The organism is Streptococcus oralis, assembly GCF_001588645.1.
Taxonomy (GTDB): domain Bacteria; phylum Bacillota; class Bacilli; order Lactobacillales; family Streptococcaceae; genus Streptococcus; species Streptococcus oralis_AB.
In genome coordinates, this window is sequence record NZ_LAYF01000003.1 from 204,683 (window position 1) to 217,742 (window position 13,060).

Consider the following 13,060-nt stretch of genomic DNA (forward strand, 5'->3'; position numbering starts at 1 on the left):
GAACTATGACAAAACACATTCAATGGAACGGAACACTTTCTCAAGAAGGCTATGACATTTTAAAAGGTGAGGGCGGATGTATCGTTTGCCCTACAAAAGTTGGTTACATTATCATGACTAGCGATAAAGCAGGACTTGAACGCAAATTTGAAGCTAAAGAGCGTAACCGTAACAAACCAGGTGTTGTACTTTGTGGTAGCATGGATGAGCTTCGCGCTTTAGCACAACTCAACCCAGAAATTGAAGCCTTCTACCAAAAACATTGGGACGAAGACATTCTCCTCGGTTGTATCCTTCCATGGAAACCAGAAGCTTTTGAAAAATTGAAAGCATACGGTGATGGCCGTGAGGAGCTCATGACAGACGTTCGTGGTACTAGCTGTTTTGTCATCAAGTTTGGTAAAGCTGGTGAACAGTTGGCTGCTAAACTTTGGGAAGAAGGTAAAATGGTCTATGCCTCATCAGCTAACCCATCTGGTAAAGGAAACCGTGGTAAGGTGGAAGGTATCGGTCAACGTATCGAAGGAGCAGTGGACCTTGTCATCGAAGCAGACGACTATGTGGCATCTATCCAACCTGACAAAACGATTGAAACTCGCTACGAGCAAGGTGTGATGGTATCTATGGTTGATAAAGATGGTAAGCTCATCCCAGAACAAGGAGGAGACCGTTCAATCTCACCAGCACCAGTCGTTATCCGCAAAGGGCTTGACATTGATAAAATCCTGATGCACCTGTCAGATACCTTTAACTCATGGGACTACCGTCAAGGTGAGTATTATTAAAATAAAAAAAGAAGTCTAGTGTTATGAGGGAATAAAGTTCTCTACACTGGGCTTTTTCTTTAGAATTTCTTTTCTTTTTTTAATAGATATGATATGCTAGATGCAGAATATATATTAATAGGATGTGGTTTCGTTCAAAGTAAAATATCTTACTTTGAACGAAACAAATATAATTTACGTCTAACAATAAATTTTTAATAGGCAAGGAAAACACAATGGTTTCAAAACAAACTTTCATTGACAGGATAAAAAAAGAATTCCCAGATGCAATTGAAAATCAAACCAAAAGTTATATTTCTTTTCAGGTTAAAAATAGGAAAGGGAAGTTACAAAATTTTATAGAAATTAATTTTCAAAATAAAGGAATAAAGATTGCCGTTCTCTCTAAGAGTCTTCATGATTCAGATATTTTGTTGTTTAATAAGAAGCCTGATTCATTCGGTTGGACACTTGATGCTGAGTATTTTATTGAGGATGAAAATTCATTAAATGATATTTTACCTTTTATAAATAAATCTTATGAGTTTGTAAAAAGTGGAATTAAATCAGAGTGTTATAAAGTCTTCAGAGAGTTTTTGTCTAAATTTGTGAATCAATCAAATATCTATAATTCAAAAGATATAGAAATTAAACGTTCTCAAAAATTAGATGGAGCTGAACAGATTTACCCTGCACTGACTATTGAGGGTATTCCGTACAAAGTTGAAATGCTTAACACAGGTCATTTTGGTCCAAAGAGTGGTAATGGATATATTAAATCACCTTACTTTGGTTATCGGCTGAGTGACATGGATAACTCATGGATAAATATAAGGTGTGGTTTTCAGAGATTTAAACTCACAGATTTAAAATAGTAAAATGGTATAGTAATAATCGAGATGAAGATTTAGATTATAAATACCTTGTCAAGGACTTAGAGTTGGAATCAACTGCTGAACCTAACGATATTTTAAAAGAGTTTTATGATAATTTCACTAGTTTTTATAGAGAATCAGAAAAGGAAGAGATAAACATGTCAGAAAATATCAACGAGTATAAGAATATATTATTACAATCCAAAAACTTCATTCTTCGAGGTGCTCCTGGCACAGGAAAAACTTATCTTACTAAAGAAATTGCTAAAGAATTAACGGGTGGCAACGAAGACCAAATCGGCTTTGTACAATTTCATCCATCCTATGATTATACTGATTTTGTAGAGGGGTTGAGACCTGTATCAAATGGTGATGGAGCTATCGAGTTTAAGCTAGAAGATGGTATTTTCAAGAAGTTTTGCCAGAAGGCTAAAGAAGCTCAGAAAACTGGAGGCCAAGATAATTTTGAGGAAGCGTGGGATCTTTATCTTGAATATGTAAATAGCAGAGATGAAAAAGAATATTTGACAGAATTTTCCTATCTCACAGTAAATAGTAGAAATAATTTTAATATCAATTATGAAACTAAAGCCCAAGGAACTTGCTTAACAAAATCTTATGTTTATGAACTCTATAAAGATGAAAAATATCTGAAACAGCCTTATTATCGTAATCAAGGAAAAAAAGTCCTAGAAACTTTAAAGAAAAGATTTGGTCTGAAAGATTATATTTCTCCAACAGAGATTGACACAGACAAGAAATTCGTTTTCATCATCGATGAAATCAATCGTGGTGAGATTTCTAAGATTTTTGGTGAACTCTTTTTCTCTATTGACCCTGGTTATCGTGGTGAAAAGGGGAGTGTTTCCACCCAGTATGCTAATTTACATGAGACGGATGACAAGTTTTATATTCCTGAGAATGTCTACATCATTGGAACTATGAATGATATTGACCGTTCAGTAGATACCTTTGATTTTGCTATGCGTCGTCGTTTCCGTTTTGTTGAAGTTACTGCTGAAAGTCAAGTTGCTATGTTGGATAAAGAACTAGATATCCATGCAGAAGAAGCAAAACTTCGTCTTAGAAATTTGAACGCTGCTATCGAAAACGTTCAGGAGCTAAATAGTCATTATCATATCGGTCCAAGTTATTTCCTTAAATTGAAGGAAGTGGATTTTGACTATGAATTACTCTGGTCAGATTACCTCAAACCACTTTTGGAAGATTACTTACGAGGTTCTTATGAAGAATCTGAAACTCTGGCAACATTGAAAAAAGCATTTAATCTGACAAATAAAGAGCAAACAGAACTCCAAGATACTGGTGATAAAGATGCGGATAACTGATAATCAGCATAAAATTGCTAAAGAAGACTTTGTCGCAGAATATCCCAAACTAAGTCAATCCCTTCTTGATAGAACACTGGATAACCTTTCTCGAAAGGACAGTATCTTTATTTTCCCAAATGATTTGACTCATTCTCCTGATTTGGATAAGGACCAAAAGATTTTTGAAACTGTCAATCAGGAAATCAAGACAGGAAATGTGATTGGTTTTCTGGGGTGTGGTCAGGAAAGATTGACAATCTCCTCGCGTTTTTCGATTAAAGGTGATGACTATTTTTTGCATTATCTTTTACAAAAGGTTCTCAATATGAATCTGACTAGTTTGGATGTTGGACTATCTCAAGAGGATAAACTTTATCAGTTCTTGATTTACCTCTTTCCAAAATATCTGCAAGTAGCTCTCAGAAAAGGTCTGTATAAGGAATACCAAAGATTTTCTCATAACGATAGTCATGTAAAGGGGGTGATAGATGTTGGAAATCATCTTAAGAAAAATCTTCCTTTTATGGGAAATGTTGCCTACACAACGAGGGAGTTCACCTATGATAATCCCCTCATGCAGTTGATTCGGCATACGCTTGAGTACATAAAGACTCAAAAAAGTTTTGGAGCACTACTCGATAGTAATCGTGAAAATATGGCAGAAATCGTGCGAGTAACCCCATCTTATAAACTAGCTGATCGTGCTAAGATTATTCGGGGAAATCAATCTAAACCTATACGTCATGCATACTTTCACGAGTACAGAAAGTTACAAGAACTTTGTCTTATGATCCTAAGCCAAGAAAAGCACGGTCTAGGGTATCAGGAACAAAAAATCCATGGTATTCTTTTTGATGTTTCCTGGCTCTGGGAAGAGTATATTTACACCCTGTTGCCAAAAGATTTCATACATCCACGAAATAAGGATAAGACGGACGGAATTTCAGTATTTTCTAATCGTGAAAGAAAAGTATTTCCAGATTTTTATCATAAAGAGTTAAAAATAGTTCTAGATGCAAAATATAAAAAACTTGAAGATACTGAAAAAGGAATCAACCGTGAGGACTTATTCCAGCTGATTTCCTATTCTTATATTTTAAAAGCTGAGAAAGCTGGATTGATTTTTCCTAGTATAGAGCGATCAGTAAATAGTGAGATAGGAGAAGTAGTGGGGTACGGAGTCTTGCTTAAAAAGTTGTCTATCCAAATTCCTCAGAATGCTTCATCTTATAATGAATTTTGTGAAATGATGGAAAGCTCTGAAGAAATTTTTAAAAGGAATATTGATAAGGAAGTGGGGAGAAACTAATCTCCTCACTTTTTATATTTAAATCATAAAAACCGAACATTATTGTTTTATAATTGAAATTATTTGACAAAAACTGTACTTTGGTTTATAATAAATCAAGGAAACGTCGGAAAAGGCGTAGGGATGCGCAAGCATAGGTAGGTCATTACAAAAGAAACGAGACATCGATATGTTAAATGAATTTCCAATTTTTGATTACGAAGATATTCAGTTGATCCCTAATAAATGTGTCATTAAAAGCCGTGCAGAAGCGGATACAAGTGTCACACTTGGAAATCACACTTTCAAACTACCTGTTGTACCAGCCAACATGCAGACGATTTTGGATGAGGATGTTGCAGAGCAACTGGCTAAAGGCGGATACTTCTACATTATGCACCGTTTTGATGAGGCGGAGCGCATTCCTTTTATCAAACGCATGCACGATCAAGGGCTCATTGCTTCTATTTCAGTCGGTGTTAAGGATTACGAGTATGATTTTGTTAGCCGACTCAAGGCTGATGCTCCTGAGTATATCACGATTGATATTGCTCATGGACATGCGGATAGCGTGATTTCTATGATTCAACACATCAAGAAAGAATTGCCAGATACTTTTGTCATTGCTGGGAATGTGGGCACACCAGAAGCAGTACGTGAATTGGAAAATGCTGGGGCGGATGCTACTAAGGTTGGAATCGGTCCTGGGAAGGTTTGTATCACCAAGGTCAAGACTGGTTTTGGTACAGGTGGTTGGCAGTTGGCAGCACTTCGCTGGTGTACTAAAGCAGCTCGTAAACCGATTATTGCTGATGGTGGGATTCGTACTCATGGCGATATTGCTAAGTCTATCCGTTTCGGTGCTAGCATGGTTATGATTGGTTCCCTTTTTGCGGGACATATCGAAAGCCCAGGAAAGACGATTGAAGTCGATGGTGAACAATTTAAAGAATACTATGGTTCCGCTTCTCAATACCAAAAAGGAGCTTATAAAAACGTGGAAGGAAAACGCATCTTACTTCCTGCAAAAGGGCATTTGCAAGATACCCTTACTGAGATGGAGCAGGATCTGCAGAGTGCCATTTCCTACGCAGGTGGACGCAAGGTTGCGGACCTCAAACACGTTGATTATGTGATCGTGAAAAACTCTATCTGGAACGGGGATGCATCCCACTAATGGACGCTTAGTCCACCCATAAAAAACTTGTTATTAGAGCAAATTTCTGTTATAATAAGACAAGTTTCCACCCTTAGTGTAATGGATATCACGTAAGATTCCGGTTCTTGAGATGGGGGTTCGATTCCCTCAGGGTGGATGTAAATATTCTTAGAAAGCCTCAATTTAAGGCTTTTTTCTTTAAATTTGTCTTAAAATTGAAGATTGTCTTATAAATAATGCTCAATTCCCCTCTAGTCCCGTTTTAAAGTGACTCAGGGGGCTTTTTTTGATATAATAAGAAGGACTGTTATCAGTTAGAAAGAGGTTGGTATGAAAGAATTACAAACTGTACTGAAAGACCGTTTTGCAATCGAATTTGCAGATAAAAAGCTACTAGAAACTGCCTTTACTCATACGAGTTATGCCAATGAGCACCGCCTCTTAAAAATTTCACACAATGAGCGCTTGGAATTTTTAGGAGACGCTGTTCTGCAATTATTGATTTCAGAATATCTGTATAAAAAATATCCTAAGAAACCAGAGGGCGATTTGTCCAAGCTCCGTGCTATGATTGTCCGTGAGGAGAGTTTGGCTGGTTTTGCGCGTGATTGCCAGTTTGATCAGTTTATCAAGCTAGGAAAAGGGGAAGAAAAGTCTGGTGGTCGCAATCGTGACACTATTCTTGGAGATGCTTTTGAAGCCTTTCTGGGTGCTTTGCTTTTAGACAAGGATGTTGCTAGAGTAAAAGAGTTTATCTATCAGGTCATGATTCCCAAGGTTGAAGCAGGTGACTTTGAAATGATTAAGGATTACAAGACACACCTTCAAGAGTTACTCCAGGTCAATGGAGATGTGGATATTCGCTACCAGGTGACCTCTGAGACGGGCCCTGCCCATGACAAGGTTTTTGATGTAGAAGTTCTGGTTGAAGGCAAGAGTATCGGAAAAGGTCAAGGCCGTTCTAAAAAATTGGCAGAGCAAGAGGCCGCAAAAAATGCAGTTGAGAAGGGGCTGGATTCATGTATTTAAAGGAAATTGAGATTCAGGGATTCAAGTCCTTTGCTGACAAGACCAAGGTCGTCTTTGACCAAGGTGTGACAGCTGTCGTTGGGCCCAATGGTTCTGGGAAGTCAAATATTACAGAAAGTTTGCGATGGGCCTTAGGGGAGTCTAGTGTCAAGAGCCTTCGTGGTGGTAAGATGCCCGACGTTATCTTTGCTGGGACCGAAAGTCGTAAGCCACTCAATTATGCCTCTGTTATCGTGACCTTAGACAATGAAGATGGCTTCATCAAGGATGCAGGGCAAGTCATTAAGGTAGAACGCCATATCTATCGTAGTGGTGATAGCGAGTATCGGATTGATGGCAAAAAAGTGCGCTTGCGTGATGTGCACGACCTCTTCTTGGATACCGGTTTGGGTCGGGATTCCTTCTCCATCATTTCCCAAGGGAAGGTTGAGGAAATTTTTAACTCCAAGCCCGAAGAACGCCGTGCTATTTTTGAAGAAGCTGCTGGAGTTTTAAAATACAAGACTCGTCGAAAAGAAACAGAAAGCAAACTGCAACAAACTCAGGACAATCTCGACCGCTTAGAGGACATTATCTACGAGTTGGACAATCAAATCAAGCCCCTTGCAAAACAAGCCGAGAATGCGCGCAAGTTTCTTGACTTGGATGGTCAACGCAAGACGATTTATTTGGATGTACTGGTTGCCCAAATCAAGGAAAACAAAACTGAACTAGAGCTAACAGAAGAAGAGTTAACGCAGGTTCAGGAACTCTTGACCAGTTATTACCAAAAGCGTGAAGAGTTAGAAGAGGAAAATCAAAGTCTTAAAAAGAAACGCCAGGATCTCCAAGCTCAAATGGCCAAGGATCAAGGAAGTTTGATGGATTTGACTAGTTTGATCAGTGACTTAGAGCGAAAACTAGCCCTATCCAAACTGGAATCCGAGCAAGTTGCCCTTAATCAACAAGAAGCACAAACCCGTTTGACTGCTTTGGAAGATAAGAGGAAGGCTCTAAGTAAGGAAAAGGCTGAAAAAGAAGGGAATTTGGAACAGTTAGAGGAAAGTCTAGCTGAAAATAACAAGGAACTCAATCGCTTAGAAGCAGAATTGCTAGCTTTTTCAGATGATCCTGACCAGATGATTGAGCTCTTGCGCGAACGCTTTGTCGCTCTTTTACAAGAAGAAGCGGATGTCTCAAACCAACTGACCCGCATCGAGAATGAGTTGGAAAACAGCCGTCAACTATCTCAAAAACAAGCAGACCAACTTGAGAAGTTGAAAGAACAACTGGCTACAGCTAAAGAGAAGGCCAGTCAACAACAGGCTGAGCTTGAATCTGCCAAGGAGCAGGTTCAGAAATTATTGGCAGACTACCAAGCTAGTTCCAAGGAACAAGAGGAGCAGAAAGTTTCTTACCAAGCCCAGCAGAGCCAACTCTTTGATCGTCTAGACAGTCTCAAAAACAAGCAGGCTAGAGCCCAGAGTTTAGAAAACATCCTAAGAAATCATAGTAATTTTTATGCGGGTGTTAAGAGTGTTCTTCAAGAAAAAGCCCGTCTTGGTGGGATCATTGGTGCAGTCAGTGAACATTTGACCTTTGATGTGCATTATCAAACTGCCCTAGAGATTGCGCTTGGAGCTAGCAGTCAGCATATCATCGTAGAAGATGAAAACGCGGCAACCAAGGCGATTGATTTCCTAAAACGTAACAGAGCCGGTCGTGCAACCTTTCTTCCACTGACGACTATCAAGGCTCGTACCATTTCTAGTCAGAATCAAGATGCTATCGCAGCAAGTCCAGGATTTCTGGGAATGGCAGATGAGTTGGTGTCGTTTGATAAGAGACTAGAAGCCATTTTCAAAAACTTGCTTGCTACAACGGCTATCTTTGATACTGTAGAACATGCGCGTGCCGCAGCTCGTCAAGTTCGCTATCAGGTTCGCATGGTGACGCTTGATGGTACCGAATTGCGCACAGGTGGTTCCTACGCGGGGGGTGCCAATCGTCAAAACAACAGTATTTTCATCAAGCCAGAGCTGGAGCAATTACAAAAAGAAATTGCTAAAGAAGAAGCTGACTTGCGGTCAGAAGAAGCGAGTTTGAAGATCTTGCAAGATGAGATGGCGGTATTGGCAGAAAGATTAGAAGCTATCAAATCTCAGGGTGAGCAAGCTCGTATTCAGGAGCAAGGCTTGTATCTTGCTTATCAACAAACCAATCAGCAGGTCGAAGAACTGGAAACGCTTTGGAAACTTCAAGAAGAGGAATTAAATCGCCTTACTGAAGGAGATTGGCAAGCGGATAAGGAAAAATGCCAAGAGCGCCTTGCTACTATTGCTAGAGAAAAGCAAAATTTGGAAGCTGAGATTGAAGAGATTAAGTCTAACAAAAACGCTATTCAAGAACGCTATCAAAACTTGCAGGAACAGATTTCTCGAGCGCGCTTGCTTAAGTCAGAACTGCAAGGACAAAAGCGGTACGAAGTGACTGATATAGAACGCTTAGGTAAGGAACTGGATAATCTGGATATCGAGCAAGAGGAGATTCAGCGTCTCCTCCAAGAAAAGGTTGATAATCTTGAGAAAGTGGATACGGATTTGCTAAGTCAGCAGGTGGAAGAGGCCAAAACTCAGAAAACAAACCTCCAACAAGGTTTGATTCGCAAGCAGTTTGAGTTGGATGATATCGAAGGCCAGCTGGATGATATTGCCAGCCATTTGGACCAGGCTCGCCAGCAGAATGAGGAGTGGATTCGTAAACAAACACGTGCTGAAGCCAAGAAAGAAAAGATCAGCGAACGCTTGCGCTATCTACAAGCTCAACTAACAGACCAGTACCAGATCAGCTACACTGAAGCTCTAGAAAAGGCTCATGAACTGGAAAATCTCAATCTGGCAGAGCAAGAGGTTAAGGATTTGGAGAAGGCTATTCGCTCACTGGGCCCTGTCAATTTGGACGCTATTGACCAGTACGAAGAAGTTCACAACCGTCTGGACTTCCTCAATAGTCAACGAGATGATATTTTGTCTGCGAAAAACCTGCTCCTTGAGACCATCACAGAGATGAATGATGAGGTTAAGGAGCGCTTCAAATCAACCTTTGAGGCTATTCGTGAGTCCTTTAAAGTAACCTTTAGACAGATGTTTGGCGGTGGTCAGGCAGACTTGATATTGACTGAGGGCGATCTTTTAACAGCTGGTGTGGAGATTTCTGTTCAACCACCAGGTAAGAAAATCCAATCTCTCAACCTCATGAGTGGTGGTGAAAAAGCCCTATCTGCTCTGGCTCTGCTCTTCTCAATCATCCGAGTTAAGACCATTCCTTTCGTCATCTTGGACGAGGTAGAGGCGGCGCTGGACGAAGCCAACGTCAAACGTTTTGGTGATTACCTCAACCGCTTTGACAAGGACAGTCAGTTCATCGTCGTAACCCACCGTAAGGGAACGATGGTGGCAGCGGATTCTATCTATGGAGTTACCATGCAAGAATCAGGTGTATCTAAAATTGTTTCGGTTAAGTTAAAAGATTTAGAAGAAACAGTAGACTAGTTACCAAACGATAGCATCTCTTAGGAGGTGCTATTTTTTAAAACTAAAGCCCTAAATTTTCTCTTACGGTCAGTTCAGGCGCAAAAAACGACATTTGGGATTTCCTCTTAGCGAAAAGACTTTCTCTATGATATAATAGTTTCATGATTACAACAGTACCTATTAAGAACGAAAAAGATATTGCAGTACCAGGTAATACAGTCCTTGTACTAGGTTATTTTGATGGCATCCACAAGGGGCATCAGAAACTTTTTGAAGTGGCCAGTAAGGCTTCTATGAAGGATTATCTGCCAGTTGTCGTGATGACCTTTACGGAGTCGCCAAAACTTGCCTTACAACCTTATCAACCTGAGCTCATGCTCCATATCGTCAATCACGAGGAACGAGAGCACAAGATGAAGTGGCACGGAGTAGAGGCTCTTTTCTTACTTGACTTTAGTAGCAAATTTGCTAGTTTAACGGGTCAAGAATTCTTTGATACCTATGTTCGAGCTTTAAAACCAGCTATTATTGTAGCAGGATTTGACTATACTTTTGGCTCTGATAAGAAAACTGCGGATGACCTGAAGGACTATTTTGATGGAGAGATCATCATTGTTCCTCCAGTTGAAGATGAAAAGGGCAAGATTAGTTCTACACGGATTCGTCAGGCAATTCTTGATGGAGATGTAAAGGAAGTCAATCATCTGCTCGGCACTCCGCTCCCATCTCGTGGAACGGTCGTTCATGGAAATGCTCGTGGGCGTACTATCGGTTATCCAACAGCCAATCTGGTCCTAAGAGACCGAACTTACATGCCAGCGGACGGTGTTTACGTAGTCGATGTCGAGGTGCAACGTCAAAGATATCGTGGCATGGCGAGCGTTGGAAAAAATGTTACCTTTGATGGAGAAGAACCACGTTTTGAAGTCAATATTTTCGACTTTTCAGACGATATTTATGGTGAGACAGTCATGGTCTACTGGCTGGACCGTGTTCGCGATATGGTCAAATTTGACTCCGTAGAGGAACTGGTAGACCAACTCCAGAAAGACGAAGAGATTGCTCGAAACTGGAAGGATGGAGAGTGAGAGTTTGCTATCAATTCGAGAGAGTAGATAGAATGAAATTCATATAATGGACAAAAAAAGTAGCCTGCAAAGGCTACTTTTTATTAAAACACACGATAGACATAAGGATTTTCTGGTTTGTCTACTTTTGTGAAACTCTCAACCTCCAGTGTTGGGAGTTTTTGTTTGAGTTCTTTATGGTAGTGGAGAGTCAGGGTTCCTCTAGCGGTAATCCAAGTATTGTCAGGATACTGGCGTGAGTTCCCCTTGGTCAGGAGTCCATATACTCCAGAGTCTGCGATACAGTGGATGATGCCAAAGCGAAAGAGGAACTGGCTATCTGGATGGCTAGGATCGTTATAGACAAAGCCTGTAAATTCGATTTTCTTTCCTTCAAACTCTTGAGGGTAGTCATAGAGAACTTCCATGATCTCCATATAGTTATCGTCTGTAATTTGAATGGTTGGCTGGGAGAGGTATTTGTCAGCTGTAGTCCTCATTTCCTTTTCATAAGCAGATTTGGAAAAATAGGTACTGGTATCGGGTTTGAGGTATTGACTGGATGTGCCTTCGCTTGCCTGAATAGCAGTATCGATTCCCTCAGCAAGTGGGAAATGATAACCTTTGGCAGATACAGTTCTCGAGTCCAAACTTACTGTCGGAAAGGCAACTCCAATCAAGAGAGGTAGTGACAGTAAAAGGATGCTGATTCGTCTAGATCGACGACTTTCCAAATGGCTGTGAGAGTTGATTTTCTTGATCCAGATATAGAATTGGACCAGAGCCAACAGAAGAGAAAGGACCATAGAGATATAGACTAGATAGGAATAGTGGAGGTTAATGTAGTGACTGAGCTTGCCAGATAGCTGCAGATAAAGGGTCAGAGCAAAATAACCTAGTAGAATGATAAATCGGATCATAGCATCACCCCCAACATGTAAGAATAAAACAAAACAAGCACTGTCACGATGCCCATGAATTGCCAGATGAAGCGTGCTTTTAGATAGTGTTTCATCATGAGGAGATTTTTGATATCAAGCATGGGGCCAATGATCAGAAAAGCAAGGACTGGCGCTAGGCCGAAGCTCGAGAGGAGAGAAGCACCGATAAAGGCGTCCGCCTCGCTACAAAGAGAGAGGAGAAAGGCTAGAAACATGAGCAAGAGAATCGCAAGGACTGGACTTGCGCTGATAGAGGTCAAGATCCGAGTCGGGACATAGACCTGCACGATAGCCGCAAAGAGACAGCCAAAGACCAAGTAACGCCCCATATCGAAAAACTCATCAATAGCCTGTATAAAGACCTGAAAGACCTTTCTAGCAGGACCCAAGTGTGAAAAGTCATGTTCATGACAAGTGATAGGATTCTCTTTTTGAATGGGTTCCTTCCAGAAAAATCCTAGGAAAATCCCCAGAATCAAAGCAATCACAATAGCTCCCAGAGCTCGCAAGAAGGCAAGTTTTATTGAATTGCCAAAGGCAGAATATGTAGCGAAAAGAACGATAGGATTGATGATGGGAGCAGTCACCAGAAAAGGAACCGCTGTGTAGCTGGGCACTTTCTTTTCCAGAAAACGATTGATAATCGGAACGATTCCACATTCGCAAGAAGGAAAGAGAAAGCCAATGAAGGTACCAAAAAAGATCCTCCCCCAACGATTGCGAGGAAGAAACTCATAAACTTTATCAGGCGTGATATAGACCTCAATCCACCCCGAAATCAGACTCCCAATCAAGACAAAAGGAAGGGCTTCAATCATGATGGAGAGAAAAATAGCTCCCGCTTGTAATACACTAGGAGGAAGAGATTGGAAAACAGTCATCTATTTTTTCTTCTCAACTTTTTCTTTTTTGTCTTTGTCATCTGGGAAAGTGACTTGTGTTAAGTCAGGAAGTTTGGCGAATTCTTCAAACATCTTGTCCAAATCATCCGTTTTTGTAAATTTAACAGCCATGGGCCTACCTCTTTTCTACATTCTATCTCTATTATACTATTATTTTGCGGAAATGGGATTATTTTGATAATCAAAGATGCA

General features: G+C 40.4%; 11 protein-coding genes and 1 tRNA gene. 9 read left to right on the plus strand and 3 right to left on the minus strand.

The annotated features are described in order from the left end of the window. The first annotated feature begins 5 nt into the window (after positions 1-5). The 9 genes from A0739_RS02440 (at position 6) to A0739_RS02475 (ending at position 11,046) form a co-directional block, all read left to right on the plus strand. Positions 6-785 (plus strand): L-threonylcarbamoyladenylate synthase, encoded by a 780-nt coding sequence (locus A0739_RS02440; protein WP_061586944.1) that lies wholly within the window; start codon positions 6-8, stop codon positions 783-785. Positions 786-1,000: 215 nt separating this feature from the next. Then, the gene (locus A0739_RS10560) at positions 1,001-1,639 is read left to right on the plus strand and encodes a hypothetical protein (RefSeq protein WP_231082560.1); all 639 of its coding nucleotides are present in this window, start codon (positions 1,001-1,003) and stop codon (positions 1,637-1,639) included. 158 nt (positions 1,640-1,797) lie between these two features. Beyond that, positions 1,798-2,988 carry an McrB family protein gene (locus tag A0739_RS10565; protein ID WP_231082561.1) on the plus strand — a complete coding sequence of 397 codons (1,191 nt, stop codon included), beginning with the start codon at positions 1,798-1,800 and terminating at the stop codon, positions 2,986-2,988. Then, entirely contained in the window at positions 2,975-4,279 is a 1,305-nt protein-coding gene (locus A0739_RS02450) for an McrC family protein (RefSeq protein WP_061586945.1), read from the plus strand. The genes A0739_RS10565 and A0739_RS02450 overlap by 14 nt, the downstream gene beginning before the upstream one ends. Positions 4,280-4,448: 169 nt before the next feature. Then, positions 4,449-5,435 carry a GMP reductase gene (locus A0739_RS02455; protein ID WP_061586946.1) on the plus strand — a complete coding sequence of 329 codons (987 nt, stop codon included), beginning with the start codon at positions 4,449-4,451 and terminating at the stop codon, positions 5,433-5,435. A 67-nt stretch (positions 5,436-5,502) separates the two neighbouring features. Further along, positions 5,503-5,574: transfer RNA gene (locus A0739_RS02460), tRNA-Arg, on the plus strand. 173 nt (positions 5,575-5,747) lie between these two features. Further along, entirely contained in the window at positions 5,748-6,446 is a 699-nt protein-coding gene (gene rnc, locus A0739_RS02465; RefSeq protein ID WP_000661465.1) for a ribonuclease III, read from the plus strand. Beyond that, complete coding sequence (gene smc / locus A0739_RS02470) at positions 6,437-9,976, plus strand: chromosome segregation protein SMC (RefSeq protein ID WP_061586947.1); 3,540 nt, start codon at positions 6,437-6,439, stop codon at positions 9,974-9,976. Before rnc ends, smc begins: the two co-directional genes overlap by 10 nt. A gap of 143 nt (positions 9,977-10,119) precedes the next feature. Beyond that, on the plus strand, positions 10,120-11,046 hold the full coding sequence (locus A0739_RS02475; protein WP_033629637.1) for a bifunctional riboflavin kinase/FAD synthetase: 927 nt from the start codon (positions 10,120-10,122) through the stop codon (positions 11,044-11,046). Between the two features lie 83 nt (positions 11,047-11,129). Here the strand turns inward: A0739_RS02475 and A0739_RS02480 are convergent, their stop codons facing one another. Genes A0739_RS02480 through A0739_RS10725 form a run of 3 tightly spaced genes read right to left on the minus strand, consistent with a single transcriptional unit; the run spans position 11,130 to position 12,979 of the window. Continuing rightward, complete coding sequence (locus A0739_RS02480; RefSeq protein ID WP_033629639.1) at positions 11,130-11,945, minus strand: TIGR03943 family putative permease subunit; 816 nt, start codon at positions 11,943-11,945, stop codon at positions 11,130-11,132. Further along, positions 11,942-12,847, minus strand: a complete 906-nt coding sequence (locus A0739_RS02485; RefSeq protein ID WP_033629640.1) for a permease — start codon at positions 12,845-12,847, stop codon at positions 11,942-11,944. The genes A0739_RS02480 and A0739_RS02485 overlap by 4 nt, the downstream gene beginning before the upstream one ends. After that, positions 12,848-12,979, minus strand: a complete 132-nt coding sequence (locus A0739_RS10725; RefSeq protein ID WP_000268696.1) for an SPJ_0845 family protein — start codon at positions 12,977-12,979, stop codon at positions 12,848-12,850. Between the last annotated feature and the right edge of the window lie 81 nt (positions 12,980-13,060).

Bases quoted from the DNA above. Each gene is read 5' to 3' on its own strand.
- A0739_RS10560 (WP_231082560.1), top strand. From the start codon at position 1,001: ATGGTTTCAAAACAAACTTTCATTGACAGGATAAAAAAAGAATTCCCA.
- A0739_RS02475 (WP_033629637.1), top strand. From the start codon at position 10,120: ATGATTACAACAGTACCTATTAAGAACGAAAAAGATATTGCAGTACCA.
- A0739_RS02455 (WP_061586946.1), top strand. From the start codon at position 4,449: ATGTTAAATGAATTTCCAATTTTTGATTACGAAGATATTCAGTTGATC.
- A0739_RS10565 (WP_231082561.1), top strand. From the start codon at position 1,798: ATGTCAGAAAATATCAACGAGTATAAGAATATATTATTACAATCCAAA.
- A0739_RS10725 (WP_000268696.1), bottom strand. From the start codon at position 12,979: ATGGCTGTTAAATTTACAAAAACGGATGATTTGGACAAGATGTTTGAA.
- A0739_RS02485 (WP_033629640.1), bottom strand. From the start codon at position 12,847: ATGACTGTTTTCCAATCTCTTCCTCCTAGTGTATTACAAGCGGGAGCT.
- rnc (WP_000661465.1), top strand. From the start codon at position 5,748: ATGAAAGAATTACAAACTGTACTGAAAGACCGTTTTGCAATCGAATTT.
- smc (WP_061586947.1), top strand. From the start codon at position 6,437: ATGTATTTAAAGGAAATTGAGATTCAGGGATTCAAGTCCTTTGCTGAC.
- A0739_RS02480 (WP_033629639.1), bottom strand. From the start codon at position 11,945: ATGATCCGATTTATCATTCTACTAGGTTATTTTGCTCTGACCCTTTAT.
- A0739_RS02450 (WP_061586945.1), top strand. From the start codon at position 2,975: ATGCGGATAACTGATAATCAGCATAAAATTGCTAAAGAAGACTTTGTC.
- A0739_RS02440 (WP_061586944.1), top strand. From the start codon at position 6: ATGACAAAACACATTCAATGGAACGGAACACTTTCTCAAGAAGGCTAT.